The sequence below is a fragment of the Brachybacterium sp. J144 genome, assembly GCF_036321705.1.
Lineage (GTDB): Bacteria > Actinomycetota > Actinomycetes > Actinomycetales > Dermabacteraceae > Brachybacterium.
On sequence record NZ_JAZDCG010000007.1, the window covers coordinates 71,309 to 87,914 of the forward strand.

Below are 16,606 nucleotides of genomic sequence, written 5' to 3' on the forward strand. Positions count from 1 at the left end.
GCACGTGAAGGGACATCGATGATCGCGCAGGCGCGGATCACCTCCGACACCACCGCCACGGTGCACCTCGCCGAGGACACCGTCGAGGTCACCGGAGCCGACCTCGCCGAAGTCCGCGACCGGGTCAAGCAGGCGTTCATCCGGGCGGCCCGCGACGACGGCGAGGCGCTCGACGTGGTGATCGTCGAGCCGGACGTGCGCCACCATCTGCGCGTCGAGCCCACCGGACGGATCGCCCCGCGCACCGCCGACGAGCGGCCCGTGCACGGCCCGGCGCTCGACACCCCGCTGCTCGCCCCGCTGCCGCAGGACGACACCGCCGACCTTTCGGGCCTCGACGGGGCCGTGCGCACCCACCGCGCCGGTCGCCGTCGGGCGAGCGCTGCCTCCGCCCCCGAGCCGCCGACCAACGACCTGCCCGTCGTCGCCGCCTCGCCGGCCCCGGCCCCCGCGCCCTCCCCCGCCCCGGTTCCCTCGCCCGCGCCCGCGCCTGCGCCGTCGCCGGCGCCCGCTCCCCTTCCCGAGCGGCGCCCGCTGCCGCCGCGCAGCGTGGAGGACGGCGCGAACCGCCCGACCCTGCAGGACCTGCAGACCTCGACCGCGAAGCGGACGCGGGTCAAGGCCACCAAGGGCTTCCCGGGCTTCGTGACCAAGCTGACCGGCGGGGCGATCTCGCCGCGCCCCGGCCGCGCCGAGCGCCGGGAGAACGAGCGGATGGACCGGATCCGTCGGCCGCTCGACGGGCCGCGGAACATCGCCGTGGTGAACCTCAAGGGCGGCGCCCACAAGACCACCGCCTCGCTGATGATCGCCGCCTCCCTCGGCGTGACCCGCGGCGGCAACGTGCTGGCCTGGGACAACAACGAGACCCGCGGCACCCTGGGTTGGCGCGGTCTGCCCACCGATCATCACCGCACGGTGGTGGACCTGCTGCGGGGCATCGACCGCCTGCAGGCGCCGACGGCCACCAACGCCGACCTCGACCCGTACGTGCGCCCCCAGGGCGAGATGCGCTTCGACATCCTCGCCTCGGACGAGGACCCGGGCTCGATGGCCTCGATCGACGAGCGCGCCTTCGCCGAGCTCGACGAGACCCTCTCGCGCTTCTACCGCATCAAGGTCATCGACACCGGAAACAACGTGCGCGCCTCGAACTGGCTCGCGGCCGTGCGCAGCGCCGACCAGCTGGTCATCATCTCGACCGTGCGCGAGGACACCTTCAACGCCGCCGCCTGGATGATCGACGAGCTGCGGGCCACGGGCCTCGCGAGCCAGGTCGACAACGCGGTGACGATCCTGTCCCACTCGGCCAAGGGAAAGTTCGACCCGTCCCTGCGCAGCCGCCTGCTCGCGCACTTCGGGGCGCACACCCGCGCCGTCACCGAGGTGCCCTACGAGAAGCAGTTCGTGGACGGCACCCACCTCGACTGGGGCCGGATCCACCCGCGCACCAAGGACGCGTGGCTCGACGCGACCGCGCTCATCATCGACGGGCTCTGAGCCCCGCGAGCATGCCGCTGCGCCGCCTGCACCTGGTGCTGGACCCGGATCTCGGGCCCGCCCTGTGGGTGCGCGAGCAGACCGGTCCGGGCCGTTCGCGCGCGCTCGAGGACCTCTCCGCCCTGCGCGAGGGGCCGCTCGCGGGCGTCCTCGAGCACGCCCCCGATCGGCTCCGGCACCGGGTGCGGACCGGCGAGCGCCGTGTGCCCGCCCTGCCGCTCGAACCCGCCGCCCTGTTGGCCCTCGTCGGCGCCGTCGCCCACGCGCTGCGGGAGCGGCTCGGCGAGGGGTTCGCGGACCGGCTCCCCGACCTCGTCGCAGACCACACCGCCGCTCGGCTCGGCGAGGAGCTCGTGGCCATGCCCGAGCTGCTCGGCGCCGTGCTGCTGGACGACCGCGCCCGGGAAGCGGTCGCGGCCCGCGCGCTGCGGGTCCGCACCGAGGAGCGCTTCGGCCGGCCCGTGCTGCGCTGGCGGGCGCTCGACCCGAACGCCTCCGGGCTCGAGCACGCCCTGGTCGACGCCCGGGCCCGCACCGCCTTCCTCGAGCACCTGCGGGCCGCCCCCGCCCCGACGGAGGATCGGCACGGCGTGCTGTGGGCCCTCGCCGAGGACGCCGAGCTGCAGGGCGCCGACGTCCCCGCCCAGCGCCGCATCACCGCCGCCTTCGACGCCTTCGTCGACTCCGCCCGGCCCGGGGTGCGCCTCGGCTCCTCGGAGTCGGAGCTGGTGGTGCGCCTGTTCCAGCCGCCGCTCGGGGCGGCCTGGCCGCTGCAGACCTGCCTGAGGGAGCCCGACGGGACGGTGCATCCCGTCGCCGATCTCCGCGCCGTCGGCGACCTGAGCGCCGCGGGCGCCGCGGAGGCCTCCGCCGAGGTGCTGCGCCTCGCTCCGACGGTGCGGGACGCCGCCGTCGACGAGACCGGCGTGGACTGGCTGCTGACCACCGCGCAGGCCGGGGCCTTCCTCGCCGCGGACACCCCCGCCCTCGAGCAGGCCGGGGTCACGGTGCTGCTGCCGCGGGACTGGACCCGCCAGCGCACGGTGGTGCGGGCCACCGCCGAGGAGGGCGACCAGCAGCAGAAGGCGTCGGGCTCCGGGGTCGGGCTCTCCTCGATGGCGACCTTCCGCTGGCGGGTCGCGGTGGGCGACATGGAGCTCACCGAGGAGGAGATGCAGCAGATCCGCGAGGCGCAGTCCGAGCTGGTCGCCCTGCGCGGCCAGTGGGTGCGCCTGGATCCGACCACTCTGCGCGCCGCCGAGCGCTTCCTCGACGCCTTCGCGCGCCGGGGCACGGCGCCGCCGCCGCAGTTCGTGCGCGCGGCGCCGACGGGTGCTTCCGCGGCCGAGACGCCCTTCGAGGTGGTGGGCGAAGCGCGCTGGACCGACCTCTTCGCGCAGCTGCTCTCCCCCGAGGCGGCCGAGCTCGACGCCGGCATCGATCGACTCCTCCGCTCCCCCGGCGCCGGGCTGCTGGACCTGCTGCCCGGCGGCCCCGGCGCCCCGAGCCTCCCGCCGCCCACCACCCTCGACGCGACCCTGCGCCCCTACCAGCAGGACGGCCTCGACTGGCTGTGGGCCCTGGACCGGCTCGGCCTCGGCGGGATCCTCGCCGACGACATGGGGCTCGGCAAGACGATGCAGGTCCTGTCGCTGCTGTGCCGCGAGCGGGAGGAACAAGAAAAGTACGAGGAGAGCGCCGGAACCGGACCGGTCGGCCCCACCCTGCTGGTGTGCCCCATGTCGGTGGTCGGGGCGTGGCAGCGGGAGGCCGCGCGCTTCGCCCCGCACCTCGCGGTCCACGTCCACCACGGCGGGGACCGGGTGCGGGACGAGTCCTTCATCGCCGGCGCCGCGGACCTCGACGTCGTGATCACCACCTACTCGCTGCTGGCCCGAGACCTGCCGGTGCTCTCCGCGGTGCCCTGGCACCGGATCGTGCTCGACGAGGCGCAGCACGTGAAGACCCCCGGCACCCAGGTCACCCGGGCGGCCCGGTCGCTGCGGGCGACGCACCGGCTCGCCCTGACCGGCACCCCGGTCGAGAACCGCCTCGGCGACCTGCACTCGCTCATGGAGGTCGTGAACCCGGGGCTGCTGGGCCCCGCCGCCGCCTTCCGCGAGCTGATCGCGACCCCCATCGAGGAGGAGGGCGACGAGAGCGCGCTCGCCCGGCTCAAGCTCGTCACCGGCCCCTTCGTGCTGCGCCGCGTCAAGACCGACCGCGCGATCATCCAGGACCTGCCCGAGAAGGTCGAGCTGACCCAGGTGGTCAACCTGACCCCGGAGCAGGCCGGCCTCTACCAGGCCCTGGTCGACGAGCTGATGACGGAGATCCGCAGCGCGGCGGCGCAGGGGTCTGCCGGGTCTTCTGGGTCCTCCGGGCCGTCGGACGCCGCGCGCCGGGCGAAGGTGGTCTCGACCATCACCCGCCTCAAGCAGGTGTGCAACCACCCCGCCCACTACCTCGACGACGGCTCGGCGCTGCTGCGCGAGGGCGAGCACCGCTCGGGAAAGCTCGAGCTGGTCGACGACGTGCTCGGCGCGGCCCTCGCCGAGGGCGAGAAGGTGCTCGTGTTCACCCAGTTCACGAGCTTCGGACGGCTCCTCGTGCCCTACTGGGAGGAGCGCTTCGCCGAGCACTCCCTGAGCGTCCCCTTCCTGCACGGCGGGGTGAGCAAACGGGACCGCGACGCGATGGTCGCCGAGTTCCAGGCGCAGCGGGACCGGCCCGGGGTGATGCTGCTGAGCCTGCGCGCGGGCGGGACGGGGCTCACCCTCACCGCCGCGAACCACGTGATCCACCTCGACCGCTGGTGGAACCCCGCGGTCGAGAACCAGGCCACCGACCGGGCCTTCCGCATCGGCCAGCGTCGCGACGTGACCGTGCACAAGCTGGTCAGCGCCGGCACCGTCGAGGAGCGCATCGACGCCGTCCTCGCCGACAAGCAGGCCCTCGCCGACCGGTCGGTGTCCACGAGCGGCGAGGACTGGCTCGCTGACCTCGACCCCCGCTCCCTCGAGCGCCTGCTGTCCCTGTCCGAGGAGGAGCGCCCATGAGCATCCGTCTGATCTCCCGCCGCGGCGCGATCGGCACCGCCTGGCAGGCCGTCGCCCTGCGGGAGGCGGCCGAGGCGCTGCTGGGCCTCGGCCGGGCCGGCGCCGGGAAGGCCGACGCCCGCGCCGGGAAGGTGCAGTGGCTGGACGTCTCCCCCGGCGCGGTCCGCGGGGACGTGCTGGACGCCGACGGCGCGCTCTACCAGGCGCGGCTCGACGTGCCGGTGCTGCCGGGCCCGGACCGCGAGGCGCTGCTGGCCGTGGCGCGCGCCCACCCGGAGCTGCCCGCCCGGCTCGCCGCGGGCGAGTACCCGCAGCAGATCGAGAAGGAGCTCGCGGAGCACGAGGTGTCCCTGCTCCCCCGCGGCGCCTCCGAGCTGAGCCACGACTGCTCCTGCCTCGACTGGCCCGGACCGTGCCGCCATGTCGCCGCCCTGCTCTACGTGCTCGTGGAAGCGGTCGACGCCCGGCCCGCGGAGCTGCTGACCCTGCGCGGCCTCGCGCTCGAGGAGCTCGTGGCCCCCGCCCCGTCGGCCGATCCCGCCCCGGAGCGCCCGCTGGACCCCGCGCGCGCGGACCCGGCCCTGCTCGCCGCGGCGATCGGGGAGGGTCCGGCCGCGGTGATCGCCGCCTTCTACCGGGCATAGGCTCGGAGCATGCTCGAGAACGCCGTCGCCGCCCTGTCCGCCCTCGTCGAGGAGGCCGTCGCCGAGTCCCGCACCGCGGGGGTGAGCTGGGCGCTGATCGGCGGCCATGCCCACGAGGAGGCGGTGCTGGCCCACGGCGCCGCCGGGCATCGCGAGCTGCACGGGGGCGCGCCCGCCCCGGGCTCGGCCCCCATGGACCGCGGCACGATCTCCCGCATCGCCTCGATGACGAAGTCCTTCACCGCCGCGACCGTCCTCGCCCTGCGCGACGAGGGTGCCCTGCGGCTCGACGACCCCGTCGCCCTGCACGTGCCCGAGGCGGCCGGTGCCTTCGATCAGGTCCCCGGGGATCCGGAGATCACGCTGCGGCTGCTGCTCACCATGAGCGCGGGACTGGTCACCGACAACCCCTGGGGCGACCGCCAGGAGTCCCTCACCCGCGAGCAGTTCGCGGCCGTGCTCGCCGGCGGGCTCGGCGCCGCCCACCGCCCCGGCACCGCCTTCGAGTACTCCAACACCGGCTATGCCCTGCTGGGCCGGGTGATCGACGAGGTCACCGGCTCGGACTACACCGCGGAGATCCGCCGCCGCTTCCTGGACCCGCTGGGGCTCGCCGACACGGGGTGGTCCGCCGCGGAAATCGACGCCTCGCGCCTCGCGACGGGGCACCGCGTCGCCGACCGCGCCGACGCGAGCCGCTTCGAGCCCGTGCCGCTGGACTCCCCCGGCGTGTACGGGGCGATGGCCGGGCTCTTCTCGACCGTCGACGACGTGGCCGCCTGGGTGCGCTTCCTCGCCGCCACGAAGGAGGGCGGTCCGCTGTCCCTCGCCTCCCGCCGCGAGATGCAGCAGATCCACCGCCACCAGTCGCTGCCCGCGCGGGACGGCGGCTTCGACCGGATCCGCGGCTACGGCTTCGGGCTGGTCATCGAGCAGTTCCCGGACCTAGGCACGGTGATCTCCCATTCGGGTGGCTACCCCGGCTACGGCTCGTTCATGGTGTGGCACCGCGACTCCGGGGTGGGCGTGACCATGCTCGCGAACTCGAAGTACGCCCCCGCCACCGCGCTGTCGATGCAAGCCCTGCGCCTGCTGCACGCCGAGGTCCCGCAGCTGCTCGCGCCGCGGGTCCCCGTGCCCGCGCCGCGCACGGCGCAGGCGGCCACGGCGATGCTCGACTGGCTCGCAGGCGGCCCCGAAGAGCAGGCCGAGCGCTGGTTCGCCGACACCATGGATCTCGACGCCCCGCGGGACGAGCGGCGCCGCCGAGCCGCCACCGCTCTCGAACGGACCGGCCTGAGCGCCGCGGACCTGCGCGCGCTGCAGGTCGGGGAGGCCGAGGTGCTCACACCCGCGCAGCTGCGCTGGAGCGTGCCGGGCGCGGTCGAGGGGACGGCGCTGCGGATCGATCTGCTGATGGACCCGCGCCGCGAGGCGCTCGTGCAGCAGCTCGAGACCACCGCCGTCGCGGCGCCCGGGGCTCAGCCGAAGGCGTAGCCGCCGTCGGCAGCGGTCTCACTGGCCTCACAAGAGAGGTACTCGCCCTCGGCGGTCAGGCCGATCACCCCGAGGTCCTCCGCCGTGCACGGCTGCCCCGCCTCGACCTGGGCGAAGGCGGAGTCGATGTCGCTGGTCGCGCCGCCCCCGGGTCCCGCGGCGGAGCCGGGCGGGAAGATCACCAGCAGAGAGAACGCCACGATGATGCCGAGCACCACGGCCGCGACGACGCCGAGGCCGACGGCCATGTACGTCGAGCGGCGGCCGGGCGCGCCCGGACCGGTCACCGTGCCCGGCCCCGACTGGGTATAGGTCTGGGAGTACGTGGGGGCGAAGTGCTGCGGCCCGGGCTGCGCCGGCTGAACCGGCTGAGAGGGCTGCGCCCACTGCGGCCCGGTCTGCGGGGAGGCGGAGCCCGAGGAGAAGCCCTGCTGCACCTGGCCGGCGCGGATCGCCTCGAGGGAGGCGGGATGGACGGTCGGGGCGGGACGCTCGGGGCGGCGGGCCCCCGGGGCGTCCGCCGGCAGGGGGTCGAGGGTGTCGGTGAGCTCCAGCGGGGCGCCGTCCGCATGGGTGAGCGGATAGGTCGGGGGCACGCGCGGCAGGTCCCGGCGCACGGCGTTCGCATCCTGGTAGCGGTCCTCCGGCTGCGGGGCGAGCAGGCGCCGGATCACGGCCGACAGCTTCGGGGTCACCCCGCGCAGGTACTGGTTCAGCTCGTCGGGGCGGAAGGCGCCGTCATGCAGCTTGATCGGCCCGTTGAGGGCGACCAGCGCGACCACGCCCGCCGCGTACAGATCGTGCGAAGGCGCGGGCTCCGCCATGGAGAACAGCTCGGGGGCCATGTAGCCGGGCGTGCCGTTGACCATCCCGACGTGGGTGAAGCGCACATCGCTCTCGTGCACGGCGATCCCGAAGTCCGCCAGGCGGGAGACCGGGCGGGCGCGGCCGCGGGCCTCGAACATGATGTTCGCGGGCTTCACGTCACGGTGGATCCAGCCCTCGGCGTGCACATGGGCGAGGCCGTCGAGGAGCTGGTCGAGGATGACCACGGTCGCGGGCTCGCCGAGCTTCCCGCGCCGCTTGACCACGGACTCGAGGGTGCCGCCGGAGACCAGCGGCATGGCGATCACGACGTGCTCGTCCTCCGCGCCCCAGCCGTAGGGGGTCAGGAGGTGGGGATGGTCGAAGCTGACGCCCTTCTCGCGCACGAAGCGCATGAGGTCCGCCGAGTCCCGCTGCCGCAGCACCTTCGCGGCGCAGATCTCCTGGGTCTTCTGATCCCAGGCTCGCCAGACGGACCCGGATCCCCCCTTGGCGATCAGGTCCACCAGCGCGAAGCGCCCGACAATAACGTCAGCCATAGCGTGATCAGCATAACCGGAGCCGACGCCCTCGTTATGCTGGTGTGGATCGTGCAGGGGCACGGCACGGGCCGACGGAGCGAGAGGGGACCCGATGGCACCGCTCGAGGGCGACGCGTTCTGGGACCCCGTCCCCGGCTCCTGGATGGTGATGGGCATCCTGCTGGCGGTGCTGGTCGTCCTCACGATCGGCTTCCTGGTGTGGACGGCGATCCAGCGGGACTCCCCCGACCACTCGACGAAGGACCTCGTGGACCGGGCGGTGCGCCGGGACACCGAGCGGGCCACCTCGATCCGTCGGCGCCTCGACGCGGACTCCGGCCGAGCCGACACCACCGAGCCCGACCTGCGATGACCGCGGCCCACGGCCCGCGGCGGCGGGACCTGGGCGCCCTCCTCGCGCTCGGCGCCCTCGGCCCCGGCCTGCTCGCGGGCTGCTCCCCCGGGCGCGTCGCCACCTCCCCCGACGTGCCCCGCGACCCTCTCGCCGAGCTCGAGGCGGAGCTGTGGGACTCGCGCTCGGCCGCCGACCTCCTGGCGCAGGACGTCGAGGGCGCCGACGACCTCGACCTGACGGCCGCGCGCGAGGAGCTGGTGCGCTTCGTCGAGGCGGCCTACCTCTCCCCCGAGACCCTGCGCCCTCTCCCGGACCCCGAGGCCTACGAGCACATCCGCGCCGCGACCCCCGCGTACTGGGAGGACAACCTGCAGGACGCCTGGGAGGCCTCCGAGCGGCTGTACTACGCCCACAGCCCCGCCGAGGGGTTCCGCACCGTCGGCAGCCCCGCGATCAGCTCCTCCTGGTTCCGCCGCGAGGCCGAGGGCACCCCGTTGCTGCTCCTCGGGGCGACGATAGCCTGGACGGCGATCGAGACCGCGAGCCGTCGGGTCGGGGTCTGCGCCTTCCGGGTGGGGATCCGCGCGGAGCTGGACGCCGACGGCGCCATCCCCACCGCGTCCCTCCGGGTCACGCTGCACGGGATGGACCTGTGCGCCATGCAGGAAAGCCACGGGCTGACGATCCCCGCCCTGGGGGACGACGAGGCGCACGTCTCCGCCCGTGAGGAGACGGCCCGGCTGGTGCTCACCTCCCCCCGCCTCGGCGCGGAAGACCTCGCCGACGAGGAGTCCGCGGTGCTCGAGGGCGACGAGTCCACGAACGTCCTCTGCGACTGAGCACGCGCAGTTCACCTCGACGTGGCCGCGCGCTCACCCTCGGCACGCCCTGCGGACAGCCGTCCTGCCTAGCGTGCGGTTACCACGCACGACGACGAGGGGAGGCACCATGCGACCGGGTCGCACCCTGCTGCTCGCCATCGACGGCGCGACCGGCGCGGAGCTCTCCCCTCTCCTGGACGTCGCCACCCCCTTGGAGCTGCGCCCCGGCGGCCCGTCGGAGCCCGCACCCGCGCTGACCAGCCTGATCACGGGGGCCTCGGTGGCCCGCACCGGGATCGCCACCGAGCACCCCTTCCGGCCCGACCGCCCCGCCGAGCGCTCCACCTGGTACGCCCGCTCCCTCACCGCCCCCACCCTCTTCGACGCGGTCGCCGCCGCGGGCGGATCCGCCGCCGCGCTGCAATGGCCCGCGACCGCAGGCGCCGAGATCGCCCTCTGCCTCCCGCTCGTCGAGGACCTGCGCCACTTCCGCAACCGCTGGGAGATGACCGAGCGCACCAGCAGCGAGCGGATGGTGCTCGAGCACCTCGCGCCGCGTCGCGCCGCCGGGGTGCACCTCTCCCAGGTCCCGCACGACGCCCTGGTCGTCGAGATCACCGAGGAGGCCTGCGCCCGGGAGAAGGTCGACCTGCTCGCGGTGCGCCTGACCGGTCTCGGGACGCAGCGGCGCGAGGACGGCCCCGACTCCCGCGCAGCCGTCCGGGCCCTCGGCGACACCCTCGAGAGCGCGCAGCGGGTGCTCGCGGCCTTCGCCCCCGCCGCCGAGGACCGCGTGCTGCTGCTCCCCGGTCGCCCCTTAGTGCCACCGTGCCTGCTGGTCCACCCCAACGCGGTCCTCGCCGCGAAGGGACTGGTGCGCACCGAGGGGACGCACCTGGAGAGCTTCCGGGCGCTGGTCTGGCCCGACGGTCCGCGCGGCGTGGTCCACGTGCCGCGGGAGGAGGGCTCCGCCGTGCGGATCGCCGCTCTCGAGGAGCTGTCGGGCCTGGTCGAGCTGGCCGCGCGGGACGGCCGCTCCCGGCTGACGCTGCGCACCGTCGAGGACGGTGTCGGCGCGACCACGCGCACCGATGTGATCGCGGTGCTCGAGGGATCGCCGGGCACCGTGTTCGGCCTCTCGGCGACCCATCGGCCGCTGGTCGACGGGGACGACCCGTACTACGCGGGCCCGCGGGCCGTGAGCGACCCGTCGGCCGCCACGACCGCCCTCGCCGGCGGGCCCGGGCTCGCGGACGCCCCGGCCACCGGGTCCTGGGCCGATCTCGGGGTCACCCTCGCCCGGGCGATGGGCCTGGTGCTCGACGGGGCGAGCGCCGCCGGGATGGTCGCCGCGAGTTCCCGGTAGAAGCAGGGCGCGCAGGGAGCGCTCAGCCGCCGCCCAGCCGCTCCCGGACCGTGTCGACCAGGCGGGCCAGCACTCCCTGCCGCGGGGCGGCGCGCCGGTCGCGGAGGTCCTCGAGGCCGGGGGCGTCCTGCGCGATGTGGTAGGACCCGCCGTGCAGGGCGGGATGGCGCGGATCCGCCTCGATCTCCGCAGGCGTCACCTCGCACTCGAGCACCACCAGCACGCGGACCTCACCGTCGACGTCCACCACCAGCTCGAGGCTGTCGGGCTCCGCCCCGAGATCCGCGGTGACGTCGGCCCGGAGCACGTCGAGCATCGCGTCGAGCCCGGCCGGGCCCGCGGTGCCCTCGCGCAGCATGTCGCGGACGTGGAGCGCCACCAGGTTCCCGCCGACGTCGAGGACCAGGTCGATCAGCTCGTGACGGCCGACGTCCCGCCCCTGCTCCTGCAGGCGCAGCTGCTGGACGATGAGGCGCAGCGCCCCCTCGACCGGGGCATGGGACAGCAACCGGCGGGCCTCGGCGCGGGCCGCGGAACGCCCGTCCCACAGCACGGGACTCGCGCTCATGCCACGGCGGGCGCGGTCAGCGCGCGGCGCACCGCCTCGATCTGGGACCGGCGGGCCTCCTGGGAGGCCGGCCCGCGCCCGGAGATCGCCGGGAGATGCGCCTCGCCGGGCACGTCCACGTGCTCGAGCGGGACGCCCGCGGTGCGGAGCCGGGCCGCGAGCTCGCGGGACTCGCCGCCCAGCTCCCGGTCCTGCCCGCCGGACACAAGGTGCACGGGAGGGAGCGAGGCCAGCACGCCCTGCAGGGGGCTGAGCCGCGGCGAGTCCGCGGGAACGGAGCCGGCATAGAGGCGCACCGCGGTGCCGAGGTCGGTCTCGTCGTCGATGTGCGCGGCGAGATCCGCCCACGGCGACTCGAGCAGCAGCAGGGCCGGCACGTCCCCGCCCTGCGCGACGAGGGACTGGGCGACGGCGAGGGCGAGGCCGCCCCCGGAGCTGTCCCCGGAGAGGACCCAGCGGCCGGGGCGCACGCGGGCGGTGCTCGCGAGGCCGTCTACAGCATGGAGTACGTCGTCGATCGCGGCGGGGTACGGGAAACGGGGGGCGAGTCGGTAGTGGACCATCGCGACCGCGGCGCCCGCACGACGCCCCACCTCCTCGAGCCACTCCCAGTGCTCGCGGGACTCCCCGAGCACGAAGGCTCCGCCGTGCAGGTGCACGAGGACCCCTCGATCCGCGAGGTGCTCGTCGATCCAGGTGACCGGCACCGACTCGTACCGGTGCCGGGTCACACGATCCGGGGAGGCCACGGCCCGCGGCGGACGGGTCGGGCGCTGGGAGGCCAGGACGCTCAGCGCGCGCAGGAAGCTCATGGCCCGCATCATCCCACGGCCCGGGCGGGGGCGGGCGGGACGATCTCGTCGTCGACCATCCGCGGGAGGGCCGCCCGGAAGCCGGCCACGGCGAGCCCGAGCCCGGTCAGCGCGAGGAAGCCGAGCACGACGGGGACCGAGGCGGTGAGGTCCAGCAGGGCCCCGGCGAGGAGCGGTCCGACCGCGGCGAGGATGTAGCCCAGCGGCTGGACCATGCCCGAGAGCCGGGCCGTGACGAGGGCGGAGCGGGAGCGGGCGGGGATCAGCGCGATCGCCGTGGGGAAGGCGAAGCCGCCGACGCCCAGCACGCAGGCCCACACCAGAGGGGAGACGCCGGGCAGGAGCCACAGCCCCAGGTAGCCGGCCGCCGTGAGCACCCCGAACGCGCCGACGATCCAGGGCAGCCCCGGGGCGCGGGCGATGACGGTGGGCATGACCAGCCCGGCCACGATCCCCCAGGCGGAGATCAGCGCGACGGTGAGCCCGGCCCGGGCGGGGCTCACGCCGCTCTCGGTGAGGATCTGCGGGAGCATCCCGAACTGGGTGTACGCGTTCGTGGCCTGCAGGCCGAACATGATCGCGAGCGCGATCGCGGTGCGGGAGCGCAGCAGGGAGCCGCGCAGCGCGCCCTCCGGCGGCGCGGGTGGGAAGTCGTGGCCGGTGCGGCGCAGCACGAGCGCCCACACCACGACCGGGATCGCGGCGAGCATCCCCCAGGTCTGCAGGGAGACCCGCCAGCCGTCGGCCTCGCCCCCGGTGAGGGGGACGGCGAGGCCCGCGCCGAGGGTGCCGCCCACGGCGAGGACCACCGAGTAGAGCGTCATCAGCGCGACGACCCGCCGCCCGCCGTGGAGCTTGATCCACGCCGGGACCAGCACGTTCCCGAGCGCGGGACCGAGCAGGGCGAGGACGGAGAGTCCGAGGAAGAGGGCGAAGGAGTCGACCGTCGGCCGCAGCAGCAGGCCGATGCCCACGAGCACGAACGAGGCGAGGACGGTGCCGGTGAGGCCCAGGCGGCGGGAGATCGGGACCGCGGCGATGCCGAGCACGCCGAAGGTGAGGCAGGGCAGCGCGGTGAGCAGGCCGGCGGCCGCCGCGCCCTGCCCGTAGGCGCCGACGACCTGCTCCATGAGCGGGCCGACGCTCGTCGCGCCGGGGCGCAGGTTCACGGCGACCAGGAGCACGGCGACGATCGCGAGCAGCCCTCCGACGGCTGCCGCCCGGGCGGTCGCGGCGGGGGCGGGGCCGGGGGCAGGAGGCGCGGGGCGAGTGCTCACCCGTCCCTTCTACTCCCCCGCCGCGCGGGCGGCCAGTCCGTCCCGCCCCCGCTGCCGCGGATCTCACCCGGGCTCAGTGCGGCTGGGTCGCCTTCTCCGCCCCGGCGCCGGTCATGGAGCGGACCTCCATCTCGGCCTGCTTGAGCTCGTCGTGCTCCGGGGAGGTGATCGAGCCGAGCCAGCCGAGGAGGAAGCCCAGCGGGACCGAGATGATCGCCGGGTTCGTCAACGGGAACCAGGCGAAGTCGGCGCCGGGGATCATCGCCGTCTCGGAGCCGGAGACCACCGGGGAGAAGGTGATCAGCAGCAGCGCGCTGCCGAGGCCGCCGTAGATGGACCACAGCGAGCCGCGGGTGTTGAACCGCCTCCAGTACAGCGAGTACAGGATCGAGGGCAGGTTCGCGCTGGCCGCGATCGCGAAGGCGAGCGAGACCAGGAAGGCGACGTTCTGCTCGGCCGCGAGGATGCCGCCGACGATCGAGACGGCGCCGATCACGACGGCGGTGCTCCGGGCGACCCGGACCTCCTGGGCCGAGGAGGCCGCGCCGTCCTTGATCACGCCGTTGTAGATGTCGTGCGCGAACGAGGCCGAGGCGGTGATGGTCAGGCCCGCGACGACCGCGAGGATCGTCGCGAACGCGACCGCGGAGATGATGCCCATCAGCACCGTGCCGCCGAGCGCGTACGCGAGCGCGGGAGCGGCGGAGTTCGAGCCGCCGGGCAGGGTGCCGATCACGTCGACGCCCACCATCGACGCGGCGGCGAAGCCGAGCACCATCGTGCACAGGTAGAAGAAGCCGATCAGCCCGATCGCCCACACGACGCTGCGGCGGGCCTCCTTCGCCGTGGGCACCGTGTAGAAGCGCATCAGCACGTGCGGCAGACCGGCCGCGCCGAACACGAGCGCGATCGCGAGGGAGACGAAGCCGAGCTTCGTCGCGCCGGACGTGCCGTACTGGTGCATCGGCTCGAGGATCGTCGCGCCGTCGGGATGCTCCGCGACCGCCCGGGCGAGCACCTCGGAGAGGTTGAAGCCGTTCAGCGCGAGGATCCACACGGTCGCGACGCCGACGGCGGTCACCAGCAGCACCGCCTTGATGATCTGCACCCAGGTGGTGCCCTTCATCCCGCCGATCAGCACGTAGGCGATCATCACGACGCCCACCACGGCGATCACGATCGACTGGCCCACGCGGCCCTCGATGCCGATCAGCAGCGAGACGAGCGCGCCCGCGCCCGCCATCTGGGCGAGGAGGTAGAAGAAGGTGACGGCGAGGGTCGAGGTCGCGGCCGCCGTGCGCACGGGGCGCTGGCGCATGCGGAAGCTGAGGACGTCGGCCATCGTGTACTTCGCGGTGTTGCGCAGCGGCTCGGCGACCAGCAGCAGCGCCACCAGCCACGCGACGAGGAAGCCGACGGAGTAGAGCAGGCCGTCGTAGCCGTAGAGCGCGACCGCGCCGACGATGCCCAGGAACGAGGCGGCCGAGAGGTAGTCGCCGGCGATCGCGATGCCGTTCTGCCGGCCGGAGAATGCGCGGCCGCCGTGGTAGAAGTCGCCGGCGGTCGTGTTCTGCTTCGAGACGCGGATGACCACGACCAGGGTGACCACCACGAAGGCGAGGAAGATCGCGATGTTGAAGAGCGGGTTGCCGAACTCCATCAGCGCTCCCCCTCCAGCTCGTCGCGCAGCCTCTCCGCGATCGGGTCGAGGTTCCGGGTCGCGTGGCGGATGTACAGCCACGTGATCAGGAAGGTCATCAGGAACTGGCTGAGCCCCAGGAGCAGGCCCACGTTGAGGGTGCCGAACACCGGGGTCGACATCATGCCCTCGGCGTACGTGGACAGCAGCACGTAGGCGAAGTACCAGACGAGGAACGCGATGGTCATCGGGATCGCGAAGCGGCGGAAGCTGCGGCGCAGGCGGCCGAAGTCCTCGGACCGCTGAACGGCCTGGAACTGCTCGGGTGTCGGGGAGGGCGCGGCGCCGGAGGCCGCAGGAGACGGGGTGGTCACGGACACAACTCCTTCGTTCTGTTCGTCGCCCCGGCCCGGGGAGGAGGACCGGCGCTCCCGGAGACCGTAGCAGGTGTGATCTCCGTCATAGGAGGAGTGCGCGATCACCAGCCGTCCGATCGAGAGGTCGGGATCGTCGTACGGGCCCGGGCCGCCGCGTAGGGTGAGGAGGTGCTCGACATCCTGGACCGCGCCCGGGAGAGCCTCGCCCGGCCCTCCGCTCCGGTCCCCTGCGCCGTGGCCACCATCGTCTCCGCCCAGGGCTCCGTGCCGCTGCCCGCGGGCACCTCGATGCTGGTGGGCGCCGATGGCGCACTGCAGGGCTCGCTCTCCGGCGGCTGCGTCGAGGGAGCGGTGCTCGAGGCCTGCCGCGAGGCGCTCGAGACCAGGAGGAGCAGCCTCCGGAGCTTCGGGTTCAGCGAAGAGGACGCCTTCGCCGTCGGGCTGATGTGCGGAGGCTCGCTCGAGGTGCTGATCCAGCCGTTCGCTCCCACGCCCCCGGGTACCCAGAGCCCCCTCGGCACGGTCGAGGACCCCTCCCCCGCCGCCTACGTGACCCGCCTGCCGCACGCGTCCGACGCTCCACCGGCGGTCGTTCCCGAGGGCGACGACTCAGGCGGCCCGCGCGCTGTCCTGCTCGCGGGCGACGGGGCCGAGGAGGTCCGCGGCGCGCTCACGACCCTGCTCCCCCCGGAGGCGCTCGAGGCCGGGAGCACCCAGGTCGCCGCCATGCTCCGCGAAGCGCGCACCGGCACCCTCCGCCTCCCCGCGGGCGCCTCGACGATCGACCTGTTCGTCGAGTCCCGTATCCGGCCCGCGCACCTGGTGGTGTGCGGGGCGAACGCCTTCGGGCAGGCGCTGGTGGAGGCGGCGCGGCCGCTCGGACTGCGGATCACCCTGTGCGACCACCGGCCGGCGTTCACCGATCCCACGGCGTTCCCGGGGGCGGAGGTGGTACGCGACTGGCCGCACCGGTTCCTGGCCGCGGCCGCAGAGCGCGGGGACCTCGATGCCCGCAGCATGGTCTGCGTGCTCACGCACGATCCGAAGGTCGACGTGCCGGTGCTCGCCACCGCTCTGCGGCTGGACATCGCCTACGTCGGGGCGATGGGGTCCCGGCGCAGCGATCACGATCGGCGCACGGCGCTGCGCGAGGCCGGGGTGGACGCGGAGGCGCTGTCTCGGCTGCGCTCCCCGATCGGCCTCGACCTGGGGGCGGGGAGCCCGGCGGAGGTGGCGGTCTCGATCCTCGCGGAGATCCTGGCCGTGCGGGCTGAGCGCCGCACCGTCGAGCCGCTGCGCGACGGCAGCGGTCCGCTGCATGCGCGCACTGCTGCGAGCGGCTGAG

At 74.6% G+C, this 16,606-nt stretch carries 14 protein-coding genes; 8 read left to right on the plus strand and 6 right to left on the minus strand.

The window, feature by feature from the left end:
* Positions 1-18: 18 nt before the first annotated feature.
* Genes V1260_RS04610 through V1260_RS04625 form a run of 4 tightly spaced genes read left to right on the plus strand, consistent with a single transcriptional unit; the run spans position 19 to position 6,700 of the window.
* A complete protein-coding gene (locus V1260_RS04610; protein ID WP_329745622.1) occupies positions 19-1,500 on the plus strand; it encodes a MinD/ParA family ATP-binding protein in 1,482 nt (493 codons plus the stop codon).
* Positions 1,461-4,559: a DEAD/DEAH box helicase gene (locus V1260_RS04615; protein ID WP_329745623.1), complete on the plus strand. Its 3,099-nt coding sequence runs from the start codon at positions 1,461-1,463 to the stop codon at positions 4,557-4,559. Before V1260_RS04610 ends, V1260_RS04615 begins: the two co-directional genes overlap by 40 nt.
* A complete protein-coding gene (locus V1260_RS04620; RefSeq protein ID WP_329745624.1) occupies positions 4,556-5,203 on the plus strand; it encodes an SWIM zinc finger family protein in 648 nt (215 codons plus the stop codon). Before V1260_RS04615 ends, V1260_RS04620 begins: the two co-directional genes overlap by 4 nt.
* Positions 5,204-5,212: 9 nt before the next feature.
* Positions 5,213-6,700 carry a serine hydrolase domain-containing protein gene (locus tag V1260_RS04625; RefSeq protein ID WP_329745625.1) on the plus strand — a complete coding sequence of 496 codons (1,488 nt, stop codon included), beginning with the start codon at positions 5,213-5,215 and terminating at the stop codon, positions 6,698-6,700.
* Here the strand turns inward: V1260_RS04625 and V1260_RS04630 are convergent.
* Positions 6,685-8,064 (minus strand): serine/threonine-protein kinase, encoded by a 1,380-nt coding sequence (locus V1260_RS04630; RefSeq protein ID WP_329745626.1) that lies wholly within the window; start codon positions 8,062-8,064, stop codon positions 6,685-6,687. The genes V1260_RS04625 and V1260_RS04630 overlap by 16 nt on opposite strands.
* Positions 8,065-8,158: 94 nt before the next feature.
* Between V1260_RS04630 and V1260_RS04635 the strand changes: the two genes are divergently transcribed.
* The 3 genes from V1260_RS04635 to V1260_RS04645 all read left to right on the plus strand — a co-directional run bounded on the left by V1260_RS04635 (position 8,159) and on the right by V1260_RS04645 (position 10,588).
* A complete protein-coding gene (locus tag V1260_RS04635) occupies positions 8,159-8,419 on the plus strand; it encodes a hypothetical protein (RefSeq protein ID WP_329745627.1) in 261 nt (86 codons plus the stop codon).
* Entirely contained in the window at positions 8,416-9,240 is an 825-nt protein-coding gene (locus tag V1260_RS04640; RefSeq protein WP_329745628.1) for a hypothetical protein, read from the plus strand. The genes V1260_RS04635 and V1260_RS04640 overlap by 4 nt, the downstream gene beginning before the upstream one ends.
* 109 nt (positions 9,241-9,349) lie before the next feature.
* Positions 9,350-10,588 carry an alkaline phosphatase family protein gene (locus V1260_RS04645; protein ID WP_329745629.1) on the plus strand — a complete coding sequence of 413 codons (1,239 nt, stop codon included), beginning with the start codon at positions 9,350-9,352 and terminating at the stop codon, positions 10,586-10,588.
* A gap of 22 nt (positions 10,589-10,610) precedes the next feature.
* Here V1260_RS04645 and V1260_RS04650 read toward each other — a convergent pair whose 3' ends face one another.
* From V1260_RS04650 to V1260_RS04670, 5 genes are all read right to left on the minus strand, one after another.
* Entirely contained in the window at positions 10,611-11,156 is a 546-nt protein-coding gene (locus V1260_RS04650; protein ID WP_329745630.1) for a hypothetical protein, read from the minus strand.
* Positions 11,153-11,968, minus strand: coding sequence for an alpha/beta hydrolase (locus V1260_RS04655; RefSeq protein ID WP_329745631.1), 816 nt, complete (start codon positions 11,966-11,968; stop codon positions 11,153-11,155). Before V1260_RS04655 ends, V1260_RS04650 begins: the two co-directional genes overlap by 4 nt.
* Positions 11,969-11,976: 8 nt before the next feature.
* The gene (locus tag V1260_RS04660; protein WP_329745632.1) at positions 11,977-13,245 is read right to left on the minus strand and encodes an MFS transporter; all 1,269 of its coding nucleotides are present in this window, start codon (positions 13,243-13,245) and stop codon (positions 11,977-11,979) included.
* A gap of 73 nt (positions 13,246-13,318) precedes the next feature.
* The gene (locus tag V1260_RS04665) at positions 13,319-14,905 is read right to left on the minus strand and encodes a solute symporter family protein (protein ID WP_329745633.1); all 1,587 of its coding nucleotides are present in this window, start codon (positions 14,903-14,905) and stop codon (positions 13,319-13,321) included.
* Positions 14,905-15,258, minus strand: coding sequence for a DUF485 domain-containing protein (locus V1260_RS04670; RefSeq protein ID WP_329745634.1), 354 nt, complete (start codon positions 15,256-15,258; stop codon positions 14,905-14,907). Before V1260_RS04670 ends, V1260_RS04665 begins: the two co-directional genes overlap by 1 nt.
* 171 nt (positions 15,259-15,429) lie before the next feature.
* On the opposite strand from V1260_RS04670, the gene V1260_RS04675 reads away from it, so the two are divergent.
* Positions 15,430-16,605, plus strand: coding sequence for an XdhC family protein (locus tag V1260_RS04675; protein WP_329745635.1), 1,176 nt, complete (start codon positions 15,430-15,432; stop codon positions 16,603-16,605).
* Position 16,606 lies beyond the last annotated feature (1 nt).

Coding starts and splice junctions, on each gene's coding strand:
- V1260_RS04625 (WP_329745625.1), top strand. CDS start 5,213: ATGCTCGAGAACGCCGTCGCCGCCCTGTCCGCCCTCGTCGAGGAGGCC.
- V1260_RS04635 (WP_329745627.1), top strand. CDS start 8,159: ATGGCACCGCTCGAGGGCGACGCGTTCTGGGACCCCGTCCCCGGCTCC.
- V1260_RS04630 (WP_329745626.1), bottom strand. CDS start 8,064: ATGGCTGACGTTATTGTCGGGCGCTTCGCGCTGGTGGACCTGATCGCC.
- V1260_RS04655 (WP_329745631.1), bottom strand. CDS start 11,968: ATGAGCTTCCTGCGCGCGCTGAGCGTCCTGGCCTCCCAGCGCCCGACC.
- V1260_RS04610 (WP_329745622.1), top strand. CDS start 19: ATGATCGCGCAGGCGCGGATCACCTCCGACACCACCGCCACGGTGCAC.
- V1260_RS04645 (WP_329745629.1), top strand. CDS start 9,350: ATGCGACCGGGTCGCACCCTGCTGCTCGCCATCGACGGCGCGACCGGC.
- V1260_RS04620 (WP_329745624.1), top strand. CDS start 4,556: ATGAGCATCCGTCTGATCTCCCGCCGCGGCGCGATCGGCACCGCCTGG.
- V1260_RS04640 (WP_329745628.1), top strand. CDS start 8,416: ATGACCGCGGCCCACGGCCCGCGGCGGCGGGACCTGGGCGCCCTCCTC.
- V1260_RS04650 (WP_329745630.1), bottom strand. CDS start 11,156: ATGAGCGCGAGTCCCGTGCTGTGGGACGGGCGTTCCGCGGCCCGCGCC.
- V1260_RS04665 (WP_329745633.1), bottom strand. CDS start 14,905: ATGGAGTTCGGCAACCCGCTCTTCAACATCGCGATCTTCCTCGCCTTC.